We start from the raw sequence: 26,116 nt of genomic DNA on the forward strand, positions 1-26,116 counted from the left end.
ACACCGCTAACGAAAATCGGGCACCGGGTGTGGAGAAGACTCGGAGGTCAGCGACGACCTACTGGGAGGTGTGGTGAGCGAGAGCACGGGCACGCTCCCGGGAACCGCGGCCCTGACCCAGGTCGGGCGCCTCGCGACGCTGTCGTGGGAGGTCCTGCGCGCGATCTTCAAGCGCCCGTTCCAGGCCCGCGAGTGGATCCAGCAGTGCTGGTTCTTCGCCAGCGTCACGATCCTGCCGACCGCGCTGGTGGCCATCCCGTTCGGCGCGGTGATCGCGTTGCAGCTCGGTTCGCTGACCGCGCAGATCGGCGCCCAGTCGTTCACCGGCGCGGCCAGCGCGCTGGCCATCGTGCAGCAGGCGAGCCCGCTGATCACGGCGTTGCTCGTCGCGGGCGCCGGCGGCAGCGCGGTCTGCGCGGACATCGGCGCGCGCAAGATCCGGGAAGAGATCGACGCCATGGAGGTCCTCGGCGTCAACCCGATCCAGCGCCTGATCGTGCCGCGCGTGCTCGCCGCGATGGTCGTTTCGGTGCTGCTGAACGGCTTGGTCAGCGTCGTCGGCGTGCTCGGCGGGTACTTCTTCAACGTCGTCCTGCAGGGCGGCACCCCCGGCGCGTACCTCGCCAGCTTCAACGCGCTGGCGCAGGTGCCCGACCTCTGGGTCAGTGAGATCAAGGCGCTGCTGTACGGCTTCGTCGCGGGTGTGGTCGCGGCCTTCCGCGGGCTGAACCCGCCGCCCGGGCCGAAGGGGGTCGGCGACGCCGTCAACCAGGCCGTCGTGATCACGTTCCTGCTGCTGTTCCTGATCAACGTGGTGCTCACCGCGATCTACCTGCGGATCGTCCCGCCGAAGGCCATGTGATGACGGCGGAGCCCCTCGAACGCGACCGGACGCTCGAGTACATCGCGCGTCCCGGCCAGAGCCTGGAAGGCCTCGGCAAGCAACTCGCCTTCGCGGCGAAGGCGCTCGCCTGGTCCCCGCGCACGATCCGCCGCTACGGCCGGGAAACGCTGCGGCTGCTCACCGAGGTCTGCTTCGGCACCGGCGGGCTCGCGGTCATCGGCGGCACGCTCGGCGTGATGATCGGGATGACGCTCTTCACCGGCCTGATCGTCGGCCTGCAGGGCTACTCCGCGCTCAACCAGCTCGGCACCGCCGCGCTCACCGGGTTCATCTCCGCCTACTTCAACACCCGCGAGGTCGCGCCGCTGTCGGCCGGGCTCGCGCTGAGCGCGACGGTCGGCTGCGGTTTCACCGCGCAGCTCGGCGCGATGCGGATCTCCGAGGAGATCGACGCCCTCGAGGTGATGGGCGTGCCGAGCATGCCGTACCTGGTGACGACCCGGGTGCTGGCCGGGGTCGCCGCGGTGATCCCGCTGTACGCGGTCGGCCTGCTGTCGAGCTACCTCGCGTCCCGGCAGATCACCATCTGGCTCTACGGCCAGTCCGCCGGCACCTACGACCACTACTTCACGCTCTTCTTGCCTCCCGGCGACGTGCTCTGGTCGTTCGGGAAGGTGATCGTCTTCAGTGTGCTCGTGATCCTTTCCCATTGTTACTACGGCTTCACCGCCAGCGGCGGCCCGGCCGGGGTCGGCGTGGCCGTCGGCCGCGCGGTGCGGACGTCGATCGTGCTGATCTCGGTGCTCGACTTCTTCCTGTCCCTCGCGATCTGGGGCGCCAACACCACGGTGAGGATCTCGGGATGAGGCGCGAGCTCTGGCAGCGGCTCCGGTACCAGGTGCTGGGGCTGGCCTTCCTGCTCGTCGCCGCGCTGTTCATCGCCTTCACCCTCGCCGTCTACCAGAAGGCCTTCACGCCGGTGACGCTCGTGAAGCTGGAAACCGACCACGTCGGCAGCCAGCTGCGCACGGGTGGCGACGTCAAGGTCCGCGGCATGCTCGTCGGCGAAGTCCGGTCGGTGCTGGCGAAGGGCGACCACGCCGAGCTGGAGCTGGCGCTCGACCCGGACAAGACGAGCGTGATCCCGAAGAACGTCTCGGCGCGGCTGCTGCCGAAGACGCTCTTCGGCGAGCGGTACGTCTCACTGCAGCTCCCCGAGACGTCGCAGGGCGCGATCAAGGCCGGCGACGTCATCCCGCAGGACCGCAGCAGCACCGCGATCGAGCTCCAGAAGGTGCTCGACGACGTGATGCCGCTGCTGCAGGCCGTCCAGCCGGAGAAGCTGGCGAGCACGCTCACCGCGGTGTCGACCGCGCTCGACGGCCGGGGCAAGCAGCTCGGCCAGACGCTGGTGCAGCTGTCGGACTACCTCGGCAAGCTGAACCCGTCGCTGCCGGACGTCAAGGCGGACATCACCGGCCTGGCGAACGTCGCGAACACCTACAACAAGGCGGCGCCTGACTTGCTGCAGGCATTGTCCGACCTGACGACGACGAGCCGCACGATCGTCGACCAGCGTGCCCAGCTCAGCGACCTCTACGCGACGGTCACCGCGGCTTCGGTCGACCTGACGAACTTCCTGCAGGTCAACAAGGACAACCTGATCCGGCTCACCACGGCCGTCCAGCCGACGCTGGACGTGCTCGCCAAGTACGCGCCCGAGTACCCGTGCCTGATGCGGCAGCTCGCGGAGTCCGTGCCGCGCGCGGAGCTGGCCTTCGGCAAGGGCACCGCGCACCCCGAGGTCAGCCGGGTCACCATCGAGTTCGCCGCGAGCCGCGGCAAGTACCTCCCCGGCGTCGACGAGCCCAAGTACGAGGACAAGCGCGGGCCGCGCTGTTACCCGTCGGTCCCCAAGCCGGGCGTGTGGCCGCAGTACCCGCCGGACGGCGCGATCAAGGACGGCTCCAGCAAGCCCCCGCCGCCGAAGTCGCCGCCCGAGTCACTGCCCGCGGGCGGTGGCGCCCTCGGCTCTTCCGGCAGCATCATCGGCTCGGCCGACGAGTCGGACCTGATCGCGCTGCTCGCGTCCCCGGCGCTCGGCGCGTTGCCGGACCAGGTGCCCGGCTGGGCGGGGCTGCTGGTCGGGCCGCTCTACCGCGGGGCGGAGGTGGAGCTGAAGTGAGGACCTTCGTGCCGTCGCTGATCAAGCTCGCGGTGTTCGCCGTCGTCACCGTGCTGCTCACCGGCGTTCTCGCGGCCACCATCGCGAACACCAACTTCGGCGACACTTCGGGCTACCTGGCGAAGTTCACCGACGCGTCCGGCCTCAAGGAAGGCGACGACGTCCGCATCGCCGGGGTCAAGGTCGGCCAGGTCGACACGATCGAGGTCGTCGAAGGGGACCGGAACCTCGCCCAGGTGCGGTTCGACGTCGAGCAGGCCTACCGGCTGCCGGAGTCGGTGACCGCGACGATCAAGTACCGCAACCTGGTCGGGCAGCGGTATCTCGCGCTCGGCACCGACGTCCCCGGCGACAAGGCGCTGCCGGACGGCGGCACGATCCCGCCCGAGCGCACCAAGCCCGCGCTGAACCTCACCGTGCTGTTCAACGGCTTCAAGCCGCTGTTCAAGGCGCTCAGCCCGAAGGACGTCAACCAGCTCTCGGCCGAGATCATCAGCGTCTTCCAGGGTGAGGGCGGCACGATCACCAGCCTGCTGCAGCACACCGCGTCGCTCACCACGGCGATCGCGAGCAAGGACCAGGTGATCGGCCAGGTCATCACGAACCTCAACACGGTCCTCGGCACGGTCAACGCCCACGGCCCGCAGCTCGGCGACCTCATCGAGCAGACGCAGAAGCTGGTCAGCGGCCTGGCCGAGCAGCGCAAGCCGATCGGCGACGCGGTGACCGCGCTCGGCGATCTCGCCGTGTCGACCACCGGCCTGCTCGCCGACGCGCGCCCGGCGCTGAAGGACGACGTCGCGCAGCTCGGCGTGCTGTCGCAGAACCTCGGCGACTCGGGCGAGCTGCTCAACCACCTGCTGGAGGTGCTGCCGGGCAACCTCCAGAAGTTCACCCGGACCCTGTCCTACGGCAGCTGGTTCAACTACTACCTGTGCGGGATCACCGGCACCATCGGCATTTCCTCGCTCGACATCACCCTGCCGATCATCCCGATCCCCGGCACGCAACGCGCGGAGAGGTGTGGTCCGTGAAACGGCTGAAGGATCGCAACCAGGCCGCGGTCGGCGCGGTCGCGCTCGTGCTGATCGTGCTCGTCACGGCCACGACGTACTTCTCCGACCAGCTCCCGTTCTTCGGCAACGGCACGACGTACTCGGCCTACTTCGGCGAGTCCGCCGGGCTGGCGCCGGACAACGAGGTCGAGGTCGCCGGCGTGAAGGTCGGCACGGTGTCGTCGGTGGCGCTGGCCGGGAAGCAGGTGCTGGTCCGCTTCCGCGTCAAGGACGTCCGGGTCGGGGATAAGACGACAGCATCTATTGAGATCAAGACACTCCTGGGGGAGAAGTACCTCGCGCTCGACCCGAAGGGCGGCGGCGCGCAGGAACCGGACGCGACGATCCCGCAGGCCCGCACCCGCACGCCGTTCCAGCTGCAGGACGCCTTCGAGCAGCTGTCGACAACGGTCGGCGACATCAACACCCAGCAGCTGGCCGACAGTTTCAACGCGTTGTCCGACAGTCTCAAGGACAGCCCGCAGTACCTGAAGGACACGCTGAACGGGCTGTCGTCGTTGGCGCGCACGGTGTCCTCCCGCGACAACGACCTGCACACCCTGCTCGCCAACACGAGCCAGGTGTCGAAGACGCTCTCGGACCGCAACGCCCAGCTCCAGCGGGTGATCAGCGACGGCAACCTGCTGCTCACCGAGCTGCAGAACCGCAAGACCGCGATCCACGCCCTGCTCACCGGCACCCAGCAGCTCTCGCAGCAGCTGACCGGGCTGGTCCAGGACAACCGCGCGCAGCTGAAGCCGACGCTGGACAAGCTCGGGAAGGTGACCGACATCCTGCAGCGCAACCAGGGCAACCTCGACCAGAGCCTGGCGCTGATGGCGCCGTTCGCCCGCGTCGGCGCGAACGCCACCGGCAACGGCCGCTGGTTCGAGGGGTACCTGTGCGGCCTCCTGCCGCCGACGATCACCGCGGCCGGGCTGTCCATCAACCCCGAGGGCTGCACCCCGCCGATCGCGGCGCCGAACCAGGGGGTGGGCGGCCGATGACCATCCGCACCTACCGCGGGCGCAGCCTGGTGACGTGGCTGGCGTTCGCCTGTGTGCTGGCTTTGCTGGTGACGGCCGGGCTGTGGCTGGTGTTCCGCGCCTCCACCGGCACGACGCTGTCCGCCTACTTCGGCAAGACCGTCGGGCTCTACGCGGGTTCGTCGGTGAGGGTGCTCGGTGTGCCGGTCGGGCAGGTCACCGACGTCACGCCGGCCGGGGACGCGGTGCGCGTGGACATGCAGGTCGATTCCGCGGAGCTGCCCGCCGACGTCGGCGCGGTGGTCGTGGCGCCGAGCCTGGTCAGCGACCGGTACGTCCAGCTGACGCCCGCGTACGACAGCGGCCCGACGCTGGCGACCGGGACGGTCCTGCCGCGCGACCGCACGGCGACCCCGGTGGAGCTCGACGACCTGTACTCCAGCCTGGACAAGCTGTCGACGGCCCTGGGTCCCAACGGCGCGAACAAGGACGGCGCGCTGTCCGGCGTCCTTGACACCGCTGCCGGCGCGTTGAAGGGCAACGGCGCTTCGCTGAACTCGACGGTCGGGCAGCTCGCCGGCCTCGCGAAGACGTTGGACGGTTCGAAGGACGACCTGTTCTCGACCGTGCAGAACCTCAACTCCTTCACCGGTGCCCTGGCCCAGAGCGACCAGCAGCTCAACGAGTTCTACGGGCGTGTCGCCGACGTCAGCCAGTTCCTGGCGGCGGACTCGTCCGACGTCGGGGCGGCGCTGCAGTCCCTCGGCGGGGCGCTCGGCGACGTCCAGCAGTTCGTCAACGACAACAAGGGCGCGCTGGAGTCCAATGTGGACAAGCTGGCGTCGCTGTCGAAGGTCCTGGTCGACCAGCGCGCCGCGCTGGCCGAGGTGCTCGACATCGCCCCGACCGGCGCGACCAACTTCATCAACTCCTACGACGCCGCGTCGGGCACCATCGCCGTCCGCGACAACCTGAATGAGCTGACCAACCCGCCGATCCTCACCGTGTGCCGCCTGATCAGCGCGGGCACCCCGAAGCAGATCCCGGACACACTGGGGAACATCTGCAAGCAGCTCGCGCCGATCCTGGACGGCGCGCTGAAGCTGCCGACGATCCCGCAGGTGCTCAACTCCCTGCAGAACGGCACCCTGCCACCGTTGCCGCTCCCGCTAGTCGACGTGATGGAACAGCTTTCCGGCGGTGCGAAGTGAAGCGGCTCGCGGGCGTGCTCGCCGGGGTGCTGGTGCTGGCGGCCTGCAGCGACGGCGGGTTCAACGGCCTCTACGGGACGCCGCTGCCGGGCGGCGCCGACGTGGGCGACCACCCGTACCACGTCACGGCGCTGTTCACCGACGTGCTGGACCTGGTGCCGCAGTCGAGCGTGAAGGTCAACGACGTCGCGGTCGGGCGGGTCGACAAGATCACCCTGACGCCGGACACGCGGTCCGCGCAGGTGGCGATGACCGTCAACGGAGACATCGCGCTGCCCGCCAACGCGCACGCCGAACTCAAGCAGTCTTCGCTGCTGGGCGAGAAGTTCGTCGAGCTGAGCGTGCCGACGGCCGAACCGGCGTCCGGTCAGCTGGGGGACGGCGCGCAGATCCCGCTCGGGCGCACCAACCGCAACCCCGAGGTCGAGGAGGTGCTCGGCGCGCTTTCCCTGCTGCTCAACGGCGGCGGTGTCGAGCAGATCCAGAAGATCAGCCACGAGCTGAACGATGCGTTGTCGGGCAACGAGCCGGAGATCCGCGCGCTGCTGTCCCGAGTGGACGATCTCGCGACGCAGCTCGACGGGCACCGGACCGAGATCCTGCGCGCGATCGACGGGCTCGGGAAGCTGTCCCAGACGTTGACGGGGCAGACGCAGAACCTGTCCAACGCGCTCGACAACCTCGCGCCGGGCCTGAAGGTCGTCACCGACCAGCGTGACCAGCTCGTGGGGATGCTGAACGCGCTGAACTCGTTGTCGGGCGTCGCCGTGGACACGGTCACGAAGAGCCGTGACCAGCTCGTGGCGAACCTCAAGGCGCTGCAGCCGTCGCTGACCAAGCTGGGCGAGGCCGGCTCGAACCTGCCGAAGGCGCTGCAGATCCTGCTGACCTACCCGTTCCCGGACTACGCGGGCAACGTGATCAAGGGTGACTACGCGAACGTCGAGGCGAACGTGAACCTCGACCTGGACACGCTGATCCAGAACTTCACCAACTCGTCGCAGCCGCCGATCGCGCTGCCGTCCGGGCAGCCGTCCGCCCTCGCGCCGCCGTTGCCGCTGCCCGACCTCGGCTCGGGTCCGCAGTCGGCGGGCCCGAACCTCCTGGGCGGGCTGCTCGGCCTGATCGGGGGCGGCAAGTGACCACCCGCAAGATCCGGATCCAGCTGATCGCGTTTGTCGTCATCGCCGTGGTGTCGGTCGTCTACGCCGGCGGCCGGTACGCCGGGCTGGACCGGCTCTTCGGCAACCGCGGCTACGTCGTCACGGCGCAGCTGACCGACTCCGGCGGGGTCTTCGTCAACTCCGAGGTCGCCTACCGCGGGGTCACGGTCGGCCGGGTGACGGGCATGACGCTCACCGAGCACGGCGTCGACGTCGCCCTCGACATCGACGCCGGCGCACCGGACATCCCGGCCGACGCGCACGCGCAGGTGGCGAACCGGTCGGCGGTGGGGGAGCAGTTCGTCGACCTGCTGCCCCTGCACGACGGCGGGCCGTTCCTCAAGGACGGATCGGTGATCACCACCGACAAGACGTCGCTGCCGCCGTCGCCGGACACCGTGCTGACGCACCTCGACGACCTGGTGGCGAGTGTGCACCCGGAGTCGCTGCGGACGGTCGTCGACGAGACTTACAACGCGTTCGCCGGTTCCGGGCCCGAGCTGCAGCAATTGCTGGACAGCACGGGCTCGCTGACGGCGGTGGCCGCGCAGTACGTCCCGCAGACGCAGGGGCTGCTCGCGAACTCGCGGATCGTGCTGGACACCCAGCAGCGGCAGGAGGCGAACATCACCGACTTCGCCTCCGGGCTTCGCACTATCTCGGGTCAGCTCAAGAAGTCCGACCCGGACCTGCGGCGCGTGATCGCGGAGGCGCCGCAGCTGAGCCGTCAGATCAGCGACGTGCTCGCCGCGTCCGGCACCGATCTGGGGGTGCTGTTCGCGAACCTGCTGACCACGGCGCAGATCACGTCGTCACGCAAGGACTCGGTCGAGGAACTGCTGGTGGCGTACCCGATCATCTCGGCGTTCTCGCCGTCGACGTCCCCGGACGGCACGGGTCACCTCGGTGTGGTGCTGAACTTCTTCGACCCGGCTTCGTGCACGAAGGGCTACGAAAGCACAAAGCAGCGTCCGGCGAACGACACTTCCGAGGCGCCGGTGAACATGAACGCGTACTGCGCGGAGCCGCCGGGCAGCCCGACGGGGGTGCGCGGCTCGCAGAACGCGCCGTACGCGGGCAAGCCGCCGGCGATCCCGGCCGCGCCTTCGCAGACGGCTGCTTCGGCTCCGCAGCCCCTGCCGGGAATGCTGAGCCTGCTGACCGGGCCGTCCGCGGGCGGGCTCGGCCGGTTGCTGGGCGCGCCGTGAAGGTTCTGGTCGCGGCCGCGGTGCTTTCCGTGCTGGCTGCGCTTTTTTCGGGGTGGTCGTGGTGGCGGGCCGCTTCGGACGACTCGGCCGCCCGGGGGCGGGACCGCGACGCCGTGCTGGCCGCGGCGGGCCCGGAGCTGGTCACGCTGAACACGATCGACTACCGCTCGGCCGGAGCGGACGTCGACCGCTGGATCGCGGCGACGACGGGTCAGTACGGGAAGGACCTCTCGGGCGATCGGCAGTTGCAGATCGACCGGGCCACGACGGCGCGGACGGTGTCGACGGCTTCGTTGGTGCAGGCTGCGGTGACTGAGGTTTCCGCTGACTCGGCCCGGTTGCTGGCCGTTCTGGATGTGCGGGTGTCCACCGGTGGTTCGGCTGCCTCGCCTCGGCTCAACCGGTTGACCGTGGATGTTCTGCGGTCGTCGGAGGGGTGGAAGATCTCGGGTGTGCAGGCGGCCGGGTCATGACGCGGGTGTTGGCTGCTGTGGTCGTGGTGGCTTTGGGGTGTGCCGTTTGGTTCGGCGTTGAGGCGGCTTCGCTTTCCCCGGGCGACAATCAGGCTTTGGTGGATACTGCGGCTACTGCTTCCGTCTCTTCTGAGGTGAGTGACGCGGTGAAGGCCGTGTTCTCTTACGACTACGCCAATCTGGCTCGGACTGAGCGGGCTGCTGCCGATCTGTTGACCGGGGATGCTGTGGGGCAGTACCGGGATCAGTTTGCTTCGGCTCGTGCGCGGGCTTCGGCTGAGAAGCTGGTTCGGACTACTACTGTTCGGGCTGTTGGAGTTCGTTCTCTGCAGGGGGATGACGCTTCGCTCTTGTTGTTCTTGGATCAGCAGACTGTTGCTCAGGGTGGGGGTGCTCCTTCGTCCTCTGTTGCCCAGTTGGCTGTTACCGCCAAGCGGGTTGATGGGCGTTGGAAGCTTGCTGGGCTTACTGCTCTCTGAATTCCCGTGCGTTCATCCCATTGAGTGATGACCAGATGTTCGAGCTGTCGGTAATCTTGTTGCGTGGACAGCGAAACGATGCGGCAAGCAGACGCGACGGTCCTGGCCGCCAAGGCTGAATCGGTTCGCTGCTCATGGAAATCGAAACATGGGGCGTGCTCGAACTCTTCGGATACCGCTCGGTCACGCGGTTGTTCGAGCACCTCGCCGACATCCCCGCGCTGCCATCCCGACGGGCCGCACTGCGCTCACTCGTCGTCGCGACCGAGTAGCCGATGATCGCTACTCGAGTCTCGCGGCCTTGGCCCGGCCCGCGCCGCCTGCGCCCCAACCCGCCCAGGCGAAACCGCCACTTGCGCCGATTCCCGCGCCGCTGTCCGGGCTAAAGGGGAAACCGGTCCGCGCCGGCACTCACCTGTCGGCGTGACCGCGAAGCTGCGCCCAGCCCACACCGCGAACCCGAACTCGACCTAACCGTCCCAGACTGAAGCGCCCTGCCTCAAGACCTCAACCCCTGACGGAGCCGCCACCGGCCACAGCTCCACCACATACCGGTAATGCTCCCCGAACTCATGATCATTCCACTCGGCCGACGGCGGCCCAGCCGGCACGTACGAAACCCGCGCCCGGTACAAACCCGGCAGCACCGAAAAGAACTTTTCCTGCGACGGATAGTCAACAGGACCGGAAATCACCAGCTTCCCGCTCGGAACCGGAAGATCTGCTTCCACGACGTGCTCCGCATCGGCCATCAGAGCCGGCGCCGACGGAACCAGCGTCACCGACGACTCGACCAGGTCCGACCGCGCCGTGGCGATGGCCACGCCGCCCGGCTCCGCCCCGATGCGGTGGTCCACCGCCGCCGGGGTCCAGCCGCTTCCGGTCAGGCGGGAAGCTGAGTCGCGCAACGAGAACTGTCGCTGGTCGGCGTGGACTACCAAATGCACACCAACCACCCTAGCCAGGACCCGCCCCGAAATGGTATCGACGCCGGGTTTAGCGTAAACGCCATGACCACTGCTTCCGTCGACGTCGACTCGGCCCGCCGCGACTACGCGGCCCTGGTCGACCGCGGCCTCTCCCTCGACATCACTCGCGGCAAGCCCTCCCCGGAGCAGCTCGACCTCGCGAACGGCCTGCTGACCCTCCCCGGCGAGGGCGCCTTCAAGGCCGAAGACGGCACCGACGTCCGCAACTACGGTGGCCTCAAGGGCCTGCCGGAGCTGCGTCGCATCTTCGCCGGGCCGCTGCAGGTTCCGGCCGAGCAGCTGCTCGCCGCCGGCAACTCCAGCCTCGAGCTGATGCACGACGCCGTGGTGCAGGCGCTGCTGAGCAAGCTGCCCGGGGCCGAGCGCCGGTGGGCCGACGAGCCGCAGGTGAAGTTCCTCGCTCCCGTCCCGGGCTACGACCGGCACTTCGCGCTCACCGAGCGGTTCGGCATCGAGCTGGTCCCGGTCGCGATGACCGACGAAGGCCCCGACATGGACGCCGTCGAGACGCTGGTCGCCGAGGACCCCGCCGTCAAGGGCATCTGGTGCGTGCCGAAGTACAGCAACCCCACCGGGGTCACGTTCAGTGACGACGTCGTGCGGCGGCTCGCCACCATGACCACCGCGGCGCCCGACTTCCGGATCTTCTGGGACAACGCCTACGCCGTGCACCACCTGACCGACGCCGAGCCGGAGCTGGCCGACGTGCTCGCGCTGGCCACCGAGGCCGGCCACGCCGACCGCGTCTTCGTCTTCGGCTCGACCTCGAAGATCACCTACGCCGGCGCCGGCGTGGGCTTCTTCGGCGCGTCCGAAGCCAACCTCGCCTGGTGGACCGGCAACATCGGCAAGCGCACCATCGGCCCGGACAAGGTCAACCAGCTGCGCCACGCCGCCTTCCTCAAGGACGAGAACGGCGTCCGGGCGCACATGCGCAAGCACGCCGAGGTCATCGGGCCGAAGTTCGCGGCCGTCGACCGCATCCTCACCGAGGAGCTGTCCGACCTGGCGTCCTGGACCAAGCCGACCGGCGGGTACTTCATCTCGCTGACCGTGCCCCAGGGCACCGCGAAGGAGGTCGTGCGGCTGGCGAAGGAGGCCGGTGTCGCGCTGACCCCCGCCGGGGCGACCCACCCGCACGGGAACGACCCCGCCGACGCCGTCATCCGCATCGCGCCGACCTTCCCGAAGCTCGCCGACGTCGAAGCGGCCGTCCGGGCGCTGGCCGTCTGCGTGCGGCTCGCCGCCGCGCAGCGCTCCTGACCTGCACAAACAGAATCCGGAAGAACTTTTTCCCGATTTGACCGAGCCGGGGGCCGTCCGGGTACGTATGACCGGTGGGTGAGGTGGACGAACTCGTCACGAGAGGACGTCCCCCGGTGTTCGGAAAACGCTACACACAGCAGCTCGTCGAGCGCAGCGCGGAGAACGCGACCGACCGCCGCCGCTTCCTCAAGGCTGCGGGAGCGGCGGGGCTCGGCGTTGCGGGTGCCGGCGCGCTCGGAACCGCGCTGTCGCTGGGCCTCGGCTCGGCGGGCGCGACTTCGCAGTACCCGGAGCAGAACGCGCAGGACGCCGCCGCCAGCGACGCCGCGGTGCTGAACTTCGCGCTCAACCTGGAGTACCTCGAGGCGAACCTGTACTCGTTCGCCGTCTACGGCTACGGGCTGAACGAGAAGTACGTCAACGGTGTCGGCAACCTGGGCAAGGTCTCCGGCGGGCACGCCGTGAAGTTCAAGAGCGAGCACACCAAGCAGATCGTCCAGGAGATCGCCGGCGACGAGGTCGCCCACGTCACCTTCCTGCGCAAGGCGCTCGACAAAGCCGCCGTCGCGCAGCCGGAGATCGACTTCCAGAACAGCTTCACCGCCGCCATGCAGGCCGCGGGCGTGATCAAGGAAGGCCAGACCTTCGACCCGTTCGCGAGCGAGAACAACTTCCTGCTCGCCGCGTTCCTCTTCGAGGACGTCGGCGTGTCCGCCTACAAGGGCGCGGCGCCGCTGGTGAACAACAAGACGTTCCTCGACGCGGCGGCGGGCATCCTCGCGGTCGAGGCCTACCACGCGGGCATCGTGCGCGGGCAGCTGTTCGAACGCGGCCTCGGCGACGTCACGAACAAGATCTCCGACGCCCGCGACAGCCTCGACGGCAAGGCCGACGACGACGAAGGCGTGCTCAAGGACGGCAAGGCCAACCTCGTCCCGGCCGACGCCAACGGCATCGCGTTCGGCCGCTCCGCCGACCGCGTGCTCAACGTCGCCTACCTCAACCCGGACAAGGTGAGCTCGGGCGGCTTCTACCCCCGGGGCCTCAACGGCGACATCGCCACCAGTGGCGCCAAGGAGTGAGCGCCGCGTGCCGCCGTCACGGTAACGTCGTGGACGGCGGCACGCGGAGTCCACGAGGGGGAGCACGGTGCGAGTTCTGGTCGCGGGTGGCGGCATTTCCGGCACGGTCACGGCGATGGCGGCGAAGCTGGCGGGGCACGACCCGGTCGTCTTCGAGGCCTACCCGGCCGGCGGGGACGACATCGGCGCGTTCCTCACGATCATGCACAACGGCATGGACGCCCTGCGCGCGATCGGCGCCGACCGGCCGGTGATCGACGCCTCGTTCGCCGCGTACGGCGTCGAGCTGGTGGCGCCGACCGGGGAAACCGTCGGACGGCGTGAGTTCGACACCGAAGGCCTCGACGGCCCACGCACCCTGACCCGCGCCACGCTCTACCGCGTCCTCCAGGACGAAGCCACGCGCCGCGGTGTCCCGCTGGAGCGTGGCAAACGCCTGGTGGACGCTCGGACCGGGCCCGGCGGAGTCACCGCGGAGTTCGCCGACGGCACCACCGAGACCGGAGACGTCCTGGTCGGCGCCGACGGCCTGCGCTCGGTCGTCCGGCGGCTGATCGACCCGGCGGCGGACGAACCGCGCTACACCGGGCTGACCGTCGTCTACGGCTACACGCGCGCTGCGGGCCTGCCGTCGGCGCCGGGGATCTACCGGATGGTCCGCGGCAGCAAGGCGGCCTTCGGGTTCACGACCGACCCGGACGGCGCCACGTTCTGGTTCGCCCGCATCCCGGACGCCGAGCGCTCCCGCGAGGAGATCGCGGCCGTCACCCCGGCCGGCTGGCGCGAGTTCGCGCACACGACGTTCGCCGACGACAACGCGTTGCCCTGCGCGGAAATCATCGCCGCCACGGGCGACGAAGTGTTCGGCGGGCACTCCTACGACGTCCCCGAGACGCGGATCTGGTCGACGCCCGAGATGGTCCTGACCGGCGACGCCGCGCACGCCGCGTCCCCGGCCGCCGGGCAGGGCGCGTCGATGGCGCTGGAGGACAGCGTGGTCCTCGCGCAGTGCCTGCGCGACCTCCCGGATCCGAAGACGGCTTTCGCGGCGTACGAAGGGTTGCGGCGCGAGCGGGTCGAGAAGCTGGTGAAGGCGAGCGCCGGTGGCGACGTCGGTGAAGAGCGCGGCTGGCTCTACTCGCACCACATCGACTGGGACACGAAGATCACCGGCTAGGTGCCGCAGGAGTCGCGGACCACCAGTTTCGTCGGCAGGTGCACCGGATCCGGGGCCGTCCCGGTTTCGATCATCGCCAGCAGTGCGCCCGCCGCCGCCGTGCCGAAGCCCGGTTTGTCCTGGGCCACCGTCGTCAGCGCCGGGTCGACCAGGGACGCCACCTCGATGTCGTCGAAGCCCACCACCGCCAGGTCCGCCGGCACGCGCAGGCCGGCCGCGCGGGCCGCCAGCAGGGCGCCGACCGCCATCTCGTCGCTGGCCGCGAACACCGCCGTCGGCGGGTCCTTGCGGGCCAGCAGCCGGCGCATGCCGACGAACCCGCTTTCGCGGTAGAAGTCGCCGGTGACCACGTAGTCCTCCCGCGCCGGCAGGCCCGCTTCGGCCAGGCCGCGCCGGTAGCCCTCGGCGCGGGCGGCGGCGGGGGTGTTGCCGCGGGGGCCGGTGATCGTCGCGATGCGCCGGTGGCCGAGCGCGGCCAGGTGCCGGACGGCTTCCGCCGCGCCCGCCGCGTTGTCCGACGTCACGTAGGTCGCCCGCGGCCCCGACAGCGCGACGTCCACCGCGACGCACGGCAGCCCGGACTGGGCGAACGTGGTGAACGCCTCGGCGTCGGTCCCGCTGTCGATCAGCACCAGTCCGGCCAGGTGGTGCCGCCGGGTCATGCCGATGTAGGCGACCGGGTCGGCCAGCGACACGCCGGGGTTGCGGTCGCGGGCGTCGTCGCTCGTGGCGAGCAGCAGCAGGTGGTACCCGTGCGAGCTGAGCGCGGACTTGAGGCCCAGCAACAGGTCCTGCAGGAACGGGTGCCGCCAGCCGGGCCGCCGGTGGTCGGTGTCCCAGACCAGCCCGACCATCGCCGACTGCTGCCGGGACAGCGCCCGCGCCGACTCGTTGGGGGAGAAGTCGAGCTCCCGGGCGACGCGCTCGACGTGTTCACGCGTGGCCGCGCTGACCGTCGCGGGGCGGTTGAACACCCGGGACACGGTCGCGACCGAGACCCCGCAGAGCTGGGCGATTTCGCGCGCGGTGACCATGGCGACCTCCTGAGCTGTAACCGGTTACATCTGTAGCACATGATCTCTGTCTGCGGAAACCCGTCAGCAAGTTACCTTTTCGTTACTTGACGAACCAGGCCTGGGAGCGCTCTCATGGGTCCCGCGTTTTCCGATCGGCCCGCAGAACAACGGAGATCTCATGCGCCCGAAAACGACAACCCGCCGGATCCGCCTGATCGCCGGCCTGGTGTGCGCCGGCCTGGCCGCGGTCACCGCGCTGAGCGCCTGCGGCAGCAGCGACGCCGGCGGCGGCGGGAAGGTCAAGCTCAGCCTCGGCCTCTTCGGCAACTTCGGTTACACCGACCTGATCAAGGAGTACCAGGCGGCCCACCCGGACATCGAGATCACCGAGCGGACCGCGTCCTACTCCGACCACCACAAGAACCTCGCCGCCCACCTGGCCACCGGCGGCGGCGCCGCGGACATCGAAGCCATCGACACCGGGTACGTCGCCCAGTTCAAGGCGACACCGGACAAGTTCGTCGACCTCAACACCGTCGGCGGCGACAAGCTCAAGGACCGCTGGCTGGGCTGGAAGTGGGCGGCGTCGCTGGGCAAGGGCGGCCAGCAGATCGGCTACGGCACCGACGTCGGCGGCCTCGCCATCTGCTACCGCCGTGACCTGCTCCAGAACGCCGGGCTGCCCGCCGACCGCGACGCCGTCTCCGCGCTCTGGCCCACCTGGCAGGCGTTCTTCGACGCCGGTAAGCGCTTCCAGGCCAAGGCGCCGAACGGCGTCAAGTGGATGGACGGCGGCCCGACCGTGCTCAACGCGATCTTCGGCCAGGCGCCGGTCGGCTACTACGACCAGAGCGACCAGCTCGTCGTCGCCAGCAACCCGGCGCTGCGCACCGGCTGGGACCAGGTCGTCGACGCCGTCAAGGCGAACCTGAGCGCCGGCCTGCTCTACAGCACGCCGACCTGGAACACCGGCTTCACGCAGAGCCAGTTCGCCACCGTCACCTGCCCCGCCTGGATGATGACCAAGATCAAGGACCAGGCGCCGGACACCTCGGGCAAGTGGGACGTCGCGAGCGTGCCCGGCGGCGGTGGCAACTGGGGCGGCTCGTACCTGACCGTCCCCAAGCAGGGCAAGCACACCAAGGAAGCCGCCGACCTCGCCGCGTGGCTGACCGCGCCCGAGCAGCAGGCGAAGGTCTTCACCAGCCAGGGCCTGCTGCCCTCGACGCCGTCGCTCTACGACGACCCGAAGATCACCGGCTACACCAACCCGTTCTTCAACAACGCTCCCGTCGGCAAGCTCTTCACCGACGCCGCCAAGAAGCTGAACCCGCAGTACCAGGGCCCCAAGGCGGGCGACGTCCAGACCGAGTTCGGCAACGCGATGCAGCGCGTCGAGCAGGGCAAGCAGGACGGCGCGGCGGCCTGGCAGCAGCTGGTCGGTGACGTGGCGAAGATCAAGTAATGGCGCTGACGTTCGCCGACCGGCGGCACAAGTGGGACGTCAAGCTGTCGCCGTTCGGCTTCATCAGCCCGTACTTCCTGATCTTCGGCGTCTTCGGGCTGTTCCCGCTGCTCTACACGGCTTTCGTGTCGCTGCAGAAGCGCAACCTGCTCGACGCCGAGGGTGCGACGTTCATCGGGTTCGGCAACTACGACCAGCTGCTGTTCCACGACGCGTACTTCTGGAACGCGATGGGGAACACGGTCAGCCTGTGGTTGCTGACCACGATCCCGCAGATCCTGTTCGCGCTCGGCATCGCGCACCTGCTCAACCGCCGGCTGCGCGGGCGGACGCTGTTCCGGATGGGGATGATCCTGCCGAACATCACCTCGGTGGCGGCGGTGACGATCATCTTCGCGCAGCTGTTCGGCCGGGACTTCGGCCTGGTGAACTGGGGCTTGAGCTGGTTCGGCGGCGGGCACGTCGACTGGCAGGCCGGCACGGCCAGCTCCCACACCGCCATCGCGGCGATGGTGGTGTGGCGCTGGACCGGCTACCACGCGCTGATCTTCCTGGCGTCGATGCAGGCGATCCCGTCGAGCATGTACGAGGCCGCGACGCTCGACGGCGCCCGCGGGTGGCAGCAGTTCTGGCGGATCACCGTCCCGTTGCTGCGGCCGCAGATCATCTTCTCGACGGTGATCGCGACAACCGGGAACATGCGGCTGCTCGCCGAGCCGCTGCTGTTCAACCCCGGCACGGCCGCGGCCACCGGCGGGTCGGACCGGCAGTTCCAGACCGCCGCGCTCTACCTCTACGAGCAGGGCTTCACCAAGTACGACTTCGGGTACAGCTCGGCGATCGCGCTGGTGCTGGCCGTGGTCACGATGCTCGTCGCGGGCCTGTCGTACCTGGTGACCCGGCGCATCCAAACCGACTGAGGAGCGGACATGACCACCGTGCTGACCCCGGCCGCGCCCGCGCCGCCTGCGGCCCCAGGGCGGGCCCGGCGCCTCGTGCGCCGGGTCGCGAGCCCGTGGACCTACGCCGCGCTGATCGCGATCCTGGCCGGCTCGGCGTTCCCCGTGTACTGGTCGTTCGTCGTGGCTTCGCAGACGACGGAAGCCGTCGGCAGCGTGCCGCCGGTGCTCGTGCCCGGCGGGCACCTGTTCGAGAACATCGCCCGGGTCTTCGACGAGTCGGAGTTCGCGCTGGCGCTGGGGAACTCGATGATCGTCGCGGGCACGATCACCGTGTCCGTGGTGCTGTTCTCGACGCTCGCCGGGTTCGCCTTCGCCAAGCTGCGCTTCCGCGGCCGGACCGTGCTGCTGCTCGTCGTCATCGCCACCCAGGCGATCCCGACCGAGCTGGGTGTCGTGCCGCTCTACATGATGATGGCCGACTTCGGGTGGGCCGGGCAGCTGCAGGCGGTCATCGTGCCCGGCCTGGTGACCGCGTTCGGCGTGTTCTTCATGCGCCAGTACTTCGAGCGGGCGCTGCCGCTGGAGCTCCTGGAGGCCGGGCGGATGGACGGCTGCAACTCGCTGCGGCTGTTCTGGCACGTCGCGCTGCCGGCCGCCCGCCCGGCCGCGGCGGTGCTCGGGCTGTTCACGTTCATGCAGGCGTGGAACGACTTCTTCTGGCCGCTGGTCGTGCTGGTGCCGGAGAACCCGACCGTCCAGACCGCACTGTCCACCCTGGCCAGTGGCTACACCACCGACTACACGCTCGTGCTCACCGCCGCCACCATCGGCACCGTCCCCGTCCTGCTCGTGTTCCTGCTGTTCGGCCGCCAGATCGTCGGCGGCATCATGCAGGGCGCGCTCAAGGGCTGACCTCCCGGAGATGACCGTGACCAGCTGTGACAACCGGGGCTTCGCCCCGGGCCAGGGGCTTCGCCACCCGGACCCCCGAAAAGCGGTCTTCCCGCCCGGCTTCCGCTGGGGTGTCGCGACCTCGGCGTTCCAGATCGAGGGCGCGACCACCGCGGACGGCCGTGGACCGTCCATTTGGGACACCTTCGCGGCGGTCCCCGGCGCGGTGGCCGGGGGTGACACCGGCGAGCCGGCGGCGGACCACTACCACCGCTGGCCGCGTGACGTCGCCCTGCTCGCCGCGCTCGGCGTCGACTCCTACCGGTTCTCGGTGTCCTGGCCGCGGATCCAGCCGTCCGGCCGCGGCGGCGCCGCACCGAAGGGGATCGGCTTCTACCGGAAGCTCGTCGAAGCCCTGCGGGAGCACGGGATCGAGCCGTTCCTCACGCTCTACCACTGGGACCTCCCGCAGGCGCTGGAGGACAACGGCGGCTGGCGGTCGCGCGACACGGCGGCCCGGTTCGCCGACTATGCCGCGCTGGTGCACGCCGAGCTCGGCGACGTCGTCGACCACTGGACGACGCTGAACGAGCCGTACCCGTGCGCGGTCGCGGGGTACGGCGAAGGACGGCACGCGCCGGGCGCGCGGGAAGGGCACGGCGCGCTCGCCGCCGCCCACCACCTGCTGCTCGGCCACGGCCTGGCGGTCCAGGCGATGCGGGCGCAGGCACCACCGCAGCACCAGTTCGGGATCGTGCTCAACCAGTCGCCCGCGGTGCCGGTGACGGACTCGGCCGCCGACGCCGCTGCGGCGGCTCGTCAGGACACGCTGCTGCGCCGCCAGTTCACCGACCCGCTGTTCGGCGGCCGCTACGCGCCGGGCCTGGCGGCGATGTTCGACGGCGTCACGGACTTCTCGTTCCGCCACGACGGCGACCTGGCGACGATCGGGCAGCCCCTGGACTACCTGGGCGTCAACTACTACTACCGGCTGCACGTCGCGGACGCGCCGCACCGCGAGCCGGTCCCGGCCCGCCGCACGGTGGCCGACATCGGCGTCGACACGACGCGTGTGCCGGACGTCCCGCGCACGGGCATGGGCTGGCCGGTCGAGCCCGAGGGGCTCACCGAAGCCCTGGTCGGGCTGCACAACCGCTACCCGGGCCTGCCTCCGATGTACGTCACCGAGAACGGCTGCGTGTACGCCGACCGGAGCGATCTCGCCGACTACGAGCGCATCTCGTTCCTGAGCGAGCACATCGAGGCGGCGCGCACGGCCGCGGCGGCGGGGGTCGACCTGCGGGGGTACTTCTGCTGGTCCCTGCTCGACAACTTCGAGTGGGCCCACGGGTACAAGCACCGGTTCGGCCTGGTGCACGTGGACTACGCGACGCAGGCCCGCACACCGCGGGCGAGTTTCCGCTGGTACCGCGACTTCGTCGCGGCCCAGCGGCTCGAGTGACGCCTACTTCTTGTACAGGCCTTCGATGTCGTTCGCGTAGTTCTTCGAGACCACGTTTCGCTTCAGCTTGAGGCTCGGGGTGATCTCGCCCCCGGCTTCGGTGAAGTCGTTGGCCAGCACCGTGAACTTCTTGATCGCCTCGGCCTTGGACACCTGCTTGTTCGCCTCGTCGACCGCGGCCTGGATCTCCGCGAGCAGGTCGGCGTCGGTGGCCAGGTCGGCGACCGTGGCCGCCGCCGGCTTGTTGTGCTGGGACTTCCAGGACGGGAAGTACTCCTCGTCCACCGTCACCAGCGCGGCGATGAACGGGCGCTGGTCGCCGACCACCATCGCCTGGCTCACCAGCGGGGCCGCCTTGATCGTGTCCTCGAGGCCGGACGGGGCGACGTTCTTGCCGCCCGCCGTCACGATGATCTCCTTCTTGCGGCCGGTGATCTTGAGGAAGCCGTCGACGTCCAGCTCGCCGAGGTCGCCGGTGTGGAACCAGCCGTCGGTGAGCGACTCGGCCGTCGCCTGCGGGTTGTTGTAGTACGCCCGGAAGACGACGTCGCCCTTGAGCATGACCTCGCCGTCGTCGGCGATGCGGACCGACGTGCCGTTGACCGGCTTGCCGACCGTGCCGACGCGGAACGCCGTCTGGGTGTTGACGTTCGCCGCCGCGGACGTCTCGGTCAGGCCGTAGCCCTCGAACACCGGGACGCCGATGCCGCGGAAGAAGTGCGCCAGCCGCGCACCCAGGGGAGCGCCGCCGGACACCGCCGCCACACAACGGCCGCCGAGGGCCGCGCGCAGCTTGCCGTAGACGAGCTTGTCGAACGCCAGGTGCTTCAGCTTCAGCGCGACACCGGCGCCGCCCTTGTCCTGCGCCTCGCTGTAGGCGACCGCGACGGCTTCGGCGGCGTCGAAGATCTTGCCCTTGCCGTCGCCGTGGGCTTTCTGCTTCGCTGAGTTGTAGACCTTCTCGAACACCCGCGGCACCGCGACGACGAACGTCGGCCGGAAGGTGCCCAGGTCGGCGACCAGGTTCTTGACGTCCGGCGTGTGCCCGAGGGTGACCCGGGCGGTGAGCGCGGTGACGGCGATCGCGCGGGCCAGCACGTGCGCCAGCGGCAGGAAGCACAGCAGCGAGTTGCCCTGCTCCATCAGCTGCGGGAACGCCTCGATGTCGGCGCGGATCTCGGCCAGCAGGTTGCGGTGGGTCAGCTCGACGCCCTTGGGGCGGCCGGTGGTGCCCGAGGTGTAGACGATCGTGGCCAGCTCGTCGGCGACGACCTCGCGGCGGCGCTCGTGCAGCTCGTCGTCGGACAGCCCGGCGCCCAGCGCGGCCAGCTCCTCGACGGCGGGGGAGTCCCCCTCGATCTGCCAGGTGTGGTCCAGGTCGATGAGCCGGCTCCGGACCTCGTCGACCGCGGCCGCGTGGCCGTTCGTCTCGACGAACACGGCCTTCGCGGCCGAGTCGGAGAGGATCCAGTGCACCTGTTCGGGGGACGAGGTGTCGTAGATCGGGACGGTCACCGCGCCGGCCGCCCAGATCGCGAAGTCGATCAGCGTCCACTCGTAGCGGGTCTTCGACATGATCGCGACGCGGTCGCCGCGGCCGATCCCGGCCTGGGCCATGCCCTTGGCGACGGCCAGCACCTCGCCGGCGAACTCCTTGGCGGTCACGTCCAGCCAGCTGCCCTCGACCTGGCGGCGGAAGCTCACCACGTCGGAGAACCGCTCGGCGTTCGCCCAGACGACGTCGGACATGTTTTCGTCGTCGGCCACCGGCTTCCCGGCGGGAGCGCTGTATTCGCGCACGTGGACCTCCGTGTTCAACGCGTGCGGCAGGCGACACCGCTGTTACCCGCCAGTCAACTTAGCGTGGTGAGCACCTTAAGACCATGCTGATCGCCGTCGCACGGCGAGGGCGTGACATTCTTCGCACGTGAACGCGCCACCCTCACTCGACATCGTCGACGAGACGTTCCTCGCCGTTCCGCCGGCCACCGTGGCCGCGGTCTTCGCCGCACCGGCGTCCTGGCGGCGCTACTGGCCCGACCTGGTCCTCGAGGTCTACACCGACCGGGGGGACAAGGGCCTGCGCTGGACCGTCCGGGGCGCGCTCGTCGGTACGATGGAGGTGTGGCTCGAGCCGGTGCTCGACGGCACCCTGCTGCACTACTTCCTGCGGGCGACCCCCGCCGACGCGGCCGGGACGCCCCGGGCGCTGGCGCCGCGCGACCTGCGCCGGGAGTTCGACCGGCGGGCCCGCGCGGCGAAGGCGATCGCACTCGGGCTGAAGGAGATCCTGGAGGACGGGCGTGAGCCCGGCGTTCCTCCTCGGGGCGAAAGCTAAGGGGAAGCTGGGTGCGGGTACACGTCGTCTCGGACGTGCACGGCAACGCCGACGCGCTGAAGCGGGCGGGGGACGGGGCCGACGCGCTGGTCGTGCTCGGCGACCTGCTCGACTTCGTCGACTACCGGGAGCACGACAAGGGCATCATGGGCGCGCTGTTCGGCGCCGAAAAGGTCGGCGAGTTCGCCCGGCTGCGCCGTGAGGGCACCCGTGACGAAACCGTTGCCTACTCGCGGACGCTCTGGGCGAGCCTCGACGACCCGGCCGCCGCGGTCGACGAGGCCATCCGCGCCCAGTACGCGACGCTCTTCGCGGCGATGACCGCGCCCACCTACGCCACGCCCGGCAACGTCGACACCCCGGCGATGTGGCCCGAGTTCACCGGCGAGGGCATCCGCGTCCTGGACGGCGAGGTGACCGAGATCGGCGGCCTCCGCTTCGGGTTCGTCGGCGGCGCGCTGCTGCCGGACGGGGTCGTCCCGCGCCGCCGCAAAGGCGCCGCCTGGCGTCCCTACCTGCGGGATCGTGAGGACTACGACCGCGGGGTGGCCGCGCTCACCGACGTCGACGTGCTCTGCACGCACGGCCCGCCCGCCCTGCCGGAGCTGACCTACGACGTCGTCGCGCGGCGCAACGAGATCGGCTCCACGGCGCTGCTGGAGCTGATCCGGGAGCAGCGCCCGCGCTGGTCGGTGTTCGGGCACGTGCACCAGCCGCTGTCCGCGCGCGCCCGGGTCGGGCTGACCGAGTGCCGTAACGTGGGTCACTTCAAGGAGACCGGGCAGCCCTACGTGCTGCGCTGGTGACCGACCGCGGCGGCTACGCTTCGTCCCATGGCCGAGCAGTCCACACAGTCCATCGAGGTCGACGCCGAGCCCACGCGGGTGATGGCCGTGATCGCCGACTTCCCCGCCTACCCGGAATGGGCCAAGGCGGTCCAGCAGGCCGAGGTCCTCGACACCGATGGTGACGGGCGGGCCAAGCAGGTCAAGCTGACCCTCGACGCGGGCCCGATCAAGGACGTCTACACCCTCGAGTACGACTGGGACGGCGACGGCCTCGGCGTCAGCTGGCACCTGGTCAAGGGCCAGATGCAGAAGGCGCAGAACGGCCGGTACGCCCTGGAGGACCTCGGCGGCCGCACCCGCGTCACCTACACGCTGTCGGTCGAGCTGGCGCTGCCGATGATCGGCCTGCTGCGCCGCAAGGCCGAGAAGATGGTCATGGACACCGCGCTCAAGGAGCTCAAGAAGCGGGCCGAGGGGTAACCGGGTGCGGATCCTGCTGTTCACCGGCAAGGGGGGTGTCGGGAAGACCACGCTGGCCGCGGCGACCGGCGCCGCCCTGGCCGCCCGCGGCAGGAAGACCCTCGTCGTGTCCACCGACCCGGCGCACTCGCTCGGCGACGCCTTCGGCCACACCCTCGGCGCCGAACCGTCCGAAGTGGACGCTCTCCTCTCGGCCGTCCAGCTGGACTCCCGGACGCTCGTCGACACCATCTGGCACCGGCTGCGCGCCGAGCTGCAGACCGTGCTGTCCGGCGCGGGACTCGACACCCTCGATGCCGAAGAACTGACGGTCCTCCCCGGCGTCGACGAGCTGCTCGCGCTCACCGAGGTCCGGCGGCTCGCCGAGGACGGGCCGTGGGAGACCATCGTCGTCGACTGCGGGCCGACGGCCGAGACCCTGCGGCTGCTCGCCCTGCCCGAAGCCGTCTCCGGCTACCTGACCCGGCTGTTCAACCGCCGCGTCAGCGAGTCCGTGCGCCGCCTCGGCACCCACCTCGACGGCCTGCGCGCGCTGCTGACCGAGCCGTCGGTGACCACCGTCCGGCTGGTGCTGACCCCCGAGCGCGTGGTGGTCGCCGAGGCGCGGCGCACCCTCAGCTCGCTCGCCCTGCGCGGCATCGCCGTCGACGGCCTGGTCGCCAACCGGCTGATGCCCGCGCCCGGGTTCTGGCGCGGCGGGGCCGCGTCGTGGCTGCGCACGCGCCGGACCCAGCAGGACGCCGTGCTGGCCGAGCTCACCGCGGCCGGTTTCACCCGGGTCGCCCGGGTCGAGCACCGCGCCGTCGAGCCGGTCGGGCTGCCCGCGCTGCTGGAGATCGCCGCCGAGCTGTACCGCGACGGCGACCCCCTCGACGGCGACGGGACCCCCGTCACCCCGCTGCTGCGCGTGCGGCCGGCGGCCGGCGGGTACACCCTGCGCGTCGCGATCCCGCTGGGCCGGGACGCCGAGGTCGACCTCGCCCGCGTCGACGACGACCTGGCGATCACCGTGGACGGCTTCCGCAGGCTCATCGCCCTGCCGGAGGCGCTGCGGCCGTGCCGGATCACCGGCGCGGAATCCGACGCCGACGGCCTGCTGGTGAGCCTGGCCGGGAACCGGGGACGCGGGTGAGCGAAGACGAACACGGGCCGCGGCTCGCGGAGGAGATCCGCCTGCTCGCCGAGCTGGTCGTGGAGAAGGCGGCGCCGTGGCTGGAGGGCGTCCTCGCCGCCGGGCACGGTGACCCTGACCAGGCGAACGCGGACGGCTCGGCGTGCGGCTGGTGCCCGCTGTGTGCGATCGTCGCCGTTGTGCGAGGTGAGCGCCCCGAGCTGGCCGCCCGGCTGGTCGAGCAGCTCGCGCAGCTGGTCGCCCTGCTGCGCGCGGTGCTCGCGGACCGCTGGGAGCCGGACGAGGGTGTGCACATGCCCGGGTTCCGGCCCGCGCCGCGGCCGCCGGCGGACGCTTCGGCGGCGTCGCCGCGGGTGCAGCACATCACCGTCCGCAGACGGGACGAGTGGCGGCCGGATCGGGAGAGCTGAGTGCGGACGATAGGGGTGGACGTCGGCGGGACGAGTGTCCGGGCCGGCGTGGTGGACGAGCGCGGCTCCCTGCTCGACACGGCGCGGGTCGCGACGCCGAGCGAGGAAGGCGCCCTCGAGGACGCCATCGCGGGTGTGGTCGAGGACCTGCGCAACCGGCACGAGGTGGCGGGCGTCGGCCTGGCCGTGGCCGGGTTCGTGGCGCGCGACCGCCGGTCGGTGATGTTCGCGCCGCACCTGGCCTGGCGCGGCGCGCCGGTCGCGGACCGGATCGAGAAGCGGGTCGGCCTGCCGGTGCTGCTGGAGCACGACGTCAACGCGGCGATGGTGGGCGAGCACCGCTTCGGCGCGGCCCGCGGCGCCCATGTGGCGGCGCTGGTGGCACTGGGGACCGGGATCGGAGCGGGTCTGCTGCTGGACGGCAAGCTGTTCCGCGGTGCGTACGGCGTGGCGCCGGAGCTGGGACATTTGACGGTGGTCCGCGGCGGGCGGCCGTGCCCGTGTGGCAAGTACGGCTGCTGGGAGCGTTATTGCAGCGGGACGGCGCTGGCGGCGACGGCGGTGGAGCTGCTCGCGCGGCACCCGGGGCGGTCGACGGTGCTGGCCCCGCAGGTTGCGGGTGACCCGGGCTCGGTCACGGGACGGCGCGTGGCGGGAGCGGCTCGCGACGGTGATCCGATTGCCCAGCTGGCGATGGCCGAGCTGGCCAAGTGGCTCGGTGAGGGCCTGGCTCTGGTGGCGGATGTTTTCGACCCGGAGATCATCGTGATCGGTGGGGGTGTTTCGGAGTCGGCGCCGTTGTTTTTGGATGAGGCTCGGGAGCATTACGCGGGGGCTATCACCGGGGCTCGGCATCGGCCGTTGGCTCGGATCAGGACTGCTCACTTGGGTGATGACACGGCGATTGTCGGTGCGGCTGCGTTGGCGCTGGAAGCGGCGAAGACTCCGGTTTGACCGCTTGCGGATGGCGGCTGCCCCGTTTCAGGCCGTGGCTGACCCCTTCCGGGTTTCCCGCCACCCCGAAGCCTGATTGTGACTACGGCCGGGGGGGGGGGGGGGGGAGGGGGGGGGGGGGGGGGGCGGGGGGGGGGGGGGGGGGGTTTGGGGTTGGGGG

General features: G+C 70.4%; 26 protein-coding genes. 23 read left to right on the forward strand and 3 right to left on the reverse strand.

The annotated features are described in order from the left end of the window. The first annotated feature begins 73 nt into the window (after positions 1-73). From ACZ63J_RS17690 to ACZ63J_RS17735, 10 genes are read left to right on the forward strand one after another with little or no spacing between them, the layout of a single operon-like run. Positions 74-862 (forward strand): MlaE family ABC transporter permease, encoded by a 789-nt coding sequence (locus tag ACZ63J_RS17690; RefSeq protein WP_086674213.1) that lies wholly within the window; start codon positions 74-76, stop codon positions 860-862. Continuing rightward, the gene (locus ACZ63J_RS17695; protein WP_465403186.1) at positions 862-1,710 is read left to right on the forward strand and encodes an MlaE family ABC transporter permease; all 849 of its coding nucleotides are present in this window, start codon (positions 862-864) and stop codon (positions 1,708-1,710) included. Before ACZ63J_RS17690 ends, ACZ63J_RS17695 begins: the two co-directional genes overlap by 1 nt. After that, the gene (locus ACZ63J_RS17700; protein ID WP_465403188.1) at positions 1,707-3,029 is read left to right on the forward strand and encodes an MCE family protein; all 1,323 of its coding nucleotides are present in this window, start codon (positions 1,707-1,709) and stop codon (positions 3,027-3,029) included. The genes ACZ63J_RS17695 and ACZ63J_RS17700 overlap by 4 nt, the downstream gene beginning before the upstream one ends. Continuing rightward, the gene (locus ACZ63J_RS17705; protein ID WP_465403190.1) at positions 3,026-4,063 is read left to right on the forward strand and encodes an MCE family protein; all 1,038 of its coding nucleotides are present in this window, start codon (positions 3,026-3,028) and stop codon (positions 4,061-4,063) included. The genes ACZ63J_RS17700 and ACZ63J_RS17705 overlap by 4 nt, the downstream gene beginning before the upstream one ends. Then, positions 4,060-5,091 carry an MlaD family protein gene (locus tag ACZ63J_RS17710; protein ID WP_465403192.1) on the forward strand — a complete coding sequence of 344 codons (1,032 nt, stop codon included), beginning with the start codon at positions 4,060-4,062 and terminating at the stop codon, positions 5,089-5,091. The genes ACZ63J_RS17705 and ACZ63J_RS17710 overlap by 4 nt, the downstream gene beginning before the upstream one ends. Then, positions 5,088-6,281, forward strand: coding sequence for an MCE family protein (locus ACZ63J_RS17715; RefSeq protein WP_465403194.1), 1,194 nt, complete (start codon positions 5,088-5,090; stop codon positions 6,279-6,281). The genes ACZ63J_RS17710 and ACZ63J_RS17715 overlap by 4 nt, the downstream gene beginning before the upstream one ends. After that, a complete protein-coding gene (locus ACZ63J_RS17720; RefSeq protein ID WP_465403196.1) occupies positions 6,278-7,423 on the forward strand; it encodes an MCE family protein in 1,146 nt (381 codons plus the stop codon). The genes ACZ63J_RS17715 and ACZ63J_RS17720 overlap by 4 nt, the downstream gene beginning before the upstream one ends. Beyond that, positions 7,420-8,652, forward strand: a complete 1,233-nt coding sequence (locus ACZ63J_RS17725; RefSeq protein ID WP_465403198.1) for an MCE family protein — start codon at positions 7,420-7,422, stop codon at positions 8,650-8,652. Before ACZ63J_RS17720 ends, ACZ63J_RS17725 begins: the two co-directional genes overlap by 4 nt. Continuing rightward, positions 8,649-9,125, forward strand: coding sequence for a hypothetical protein (locus ACZ63J_RS17730; RefSeq protein ID WP_465403200.1), 477 nt, complete (start codon positions 8,649-8,651; stop codon positions 9,123-9,125). Before ACZ63J_RS17725 ends, ACZ63J_RS17730 begins: the two co-directional genes overlap by 4 nt. Then, positions 9,122-9,604 carry a hypothetical protein gene (locus ACZ63J_RS17735; RefSeq protein ID WP_465403202.1) on the forward strand — a complete coding sequence of 161 codons (483 nt, stop codon included), beginning with the start codon at positions 9,122-9,124 and terminating at the stop codon, positions 9,602-9,604. The genes ACZ63J_RS17730 and ACZ63J_RS17735 overlap by 4 nt, the downstream gene beginning before the upstream one ends. A 470-nt stretch (positions 9,605-10,074) precedes the next feature. On the opposite strand, the gene ACZ63J_RS17740 is transcribed toward ACZ63J_RS17735, so the two are convergent. Beyond that, positions 10,075-10,551 carry a hypothetical protein gene (locus ACZ63J_RS17740; protein ID WP_465338037.1) on the reverse strand — a complete coding sequence of 159 codons (477 nt, stop codon included), beginning with the start codon at positions 10,549-10,551 and terminating at the stop codon, positions 10,075-10,077. Positions 10,552-10,614: 63 nt separating this feature from the next. Here ACZ63J_RS17740 and ACZ63J_RS17745 point away from each other — a divergent pair, with 63 nt between their 5' ends. From ACZ63J_RS17745 to ACZ63J_RS17755, 3 genes are all read left to right on the forward strand, one after another. Beyond that, positions 10,615-11,856, forward strand: coding sequence for an aspartate aminotransferase type Ic (locus ACZ63J_RS17745; protein WP_465403204.1), 1,242 nt, complete (start codon positions 10,615-10,617; stop codon positions 11,854-11,856). A 116-nt stretch (positions 11,857-11,972) separates the two neighbouring features. Further along, complete coding sequence (locus ACZ63J_RS17750) at positions 11,973-12,941, forward strand: ferritin-like domain-containing protein (RefSeq protein ID WP_465403206.1); 969 nt, start codon at positions 11,973-11,975, stop codon at positions 12,939-12,941. Between the two features lie 67 nt (positions 12,942-13,008). Continuing rightward, positions 13,009-14,118: an FAD-dependent oxidoreductase gene (locus tag ACZ63J_RS17755; RefSeq protein WP_465403208.1), complete on the forward strand. Its 1,110-nt coding sequence runs from the start codon at positions 13,009-13,011 to the stop codon at positions 14,116-14,118. Here the strand turns inward: ACZ63J_RS17755 and ACZ63J_RS17760 are convergent. Continuing rightward, positions 14,115-15,152, reverse strand: coding sequence for a LacI family DNA-binding transcriptional regulator (locus ACZ63J_RS17760; protein ID WP_465403210.1), 1,038 nt, complete (start codon positions 15,150-15,152; stop codon positions 14,115-14,117). The genes ACZ63J_RS17755 and ACZ63J_RS17760 overlap by 4 nt on opposite strands. Positions 15,153-15,312: 160 nt before the next feature. Between ACZ63J_RS17760 and ACZ63J_RS17765 the strand changes: the two genes are divergently transcribed. The 4 genes from ACZ63J_RS17765 to ACZ63J_RS17780 are packed head-to-tail and all read left to right on the forward strand — an operon-like array spanning position 15,313 to position 19,854. Further along, the gene (locus ACZ63J_RS17765) at positions 15,313-16,599 is read left to right on the forward strand and encodes an ABC transporter substrate-binding protein (RefSeq protein ID WP_465403212.1); all 1,287 of its coding nucleotides are present in this window, start codon (positions 15,313-15,315) and stop codon (positions 16,597-16,599) included. Further along, the gene (locus ACZ63J_RS17770) at positions 16,599-17,519 is read left to right on the forward strand and encodes a carbohydrate ABC transporter permease (protein ID WP_465403214.1); all 921 of its coding nucleotides are present in this window, start codon (positions 16,599-16,601) and stop codon (positions 17,517-17,519) included. Before ACZ63J_RS17765 ends, ACZ63J_RS17770 begins: the two co-directional genes overlap by 1 nt. 9 nt (positions 17,520-17,528) lie before the next feature. Beyond that, the gene (locus tag ACZ63J_RS17775; protein WP_465307706.1) at positions 17,529-18,413 is read left to right on the forward strand and encodes a carbohydrate ABC transporter permease; all 885 of its coding nucleotides are present in this window, start codon (positions 17,529-17,531) and stop codon (positions 18,411-18,413) included. 10 nt (positions 18,414-18,423) lie between these two features. After that, entirely contained in the window at positions 18,424-19,854 is a 1,431-nt protein-coding gene (locus tag ACZ63J_RS17780; RefSeq protein ID WP_465403216.1) for a GH1 family beta-glucosidase, read from the forward strand. Positions 19,855-19,857: 3 nt separating this feature from the next. Here the strand turns inward: ACZ63J_RS17780 and ACZ63J_RS17785 are convergent, their stop codons facing one another. After that, the gene (locus tag ACZ63J_RS17785; RefSeq protein ID WP_465403218.1) at positions 19,858-21,654 is read right to left on the reverse strand and encodes an AMP-dependent synthetase/ligase; all 1,797 of its coding nucleotides are present in this window, start codon (positions 21,652-21,654) and stop codon (positions 19,858-19,860) included. Between the two features lie 127 nt (positions 21,655-21,781). On the opposite strand from ACZ63J_RS17785, the gene ACZ63J_RS17790 reads away from it, so the two are divergent. From ACZ63J_RS17790 to ACZ63J_RS17815, 6 genes are read left to right on the forward strand one after another with little or no spacing between them, the layout of a single operon-like run. Continuing rightward, positions 21,782-22,192 carry a polyketide cyclase / dehydrase and lipid transport gene (locus ACZ63J_RS17790; protein WP_465403220.1) on the forward strand — a complete coding sequence of 137 codons (411 nt, stop codon included), beginning with the start codon at positions 21,782-21,784 and terminating at the stop codon, positions 22,190-22,192. An 11-nt stretch (positions 22,193-22,203) separates the two neighbouring features. Beyond that, positions 22,204-22,998 carry a metallophosphoesterase family protein gene (locus ACZ63J_RS17795; RefSeq protein WP_465307698.1) on the forward strand — a complete coding sequence of 265 codons (795 nt, stop codon included), beginning with the start codon at positions 22,204-22,206 and terminating at the stop codon, positions 22,996-22,998. A gap of 27 nt (positions 22,999-23,025) precedes the next feature. Continuing rightward, a complete protein-coding gene (locus tag ACZ63J_RS17800) occupies positions 23,026-23,460 on the forward strand; it encodes an SRPBCC family protein (protein WP_465403222.1) in 435 nt (144 codons plus the stop codon). 4 nt (positions 23,461-23,464) lie between these two features. After that, positions 23,465-24,592, forward strand: a complete 1,128-nt coding sequence (locus tag ACZ63J_RS17805) for an ArsA family ATPase (protein ID WP_465403224.1) — start codon at positions 23,465-23,467, stop codon at positions 24,590-24,592. Further along, positions 24,589-25,002, forward strand: coding sequence for a hypothetical protein (locus ACZ63J_RS17810; protein WP_465338023.1), 414 nt, complete (start codon positions 24,589-24,591; stop codon positions 25,000-25,002). Before ACZ63J_RS17805 ends, ACZ63J_RS17810 begins: the two co-directional genes overlap by 4 nt. A gap of 15 nt (positions 25,003-25,017) precedes the next feature. Next, positions 25,018-25,956, forward strand: a complete 939-nt coding sequence (locus ACZ63J_RS17815) for an ROK family protein (protein WP_400893338.1) — start codon at positions 25,018-25,020, stop codon at positions 25,954-25,956. The last annotated feature ends 160 nt before the right edge of the window (positions 25,957-26,116 follow it).

Source organism: Amycolatopsis sp. NPDC104863 (assembly GCF_055582965.1).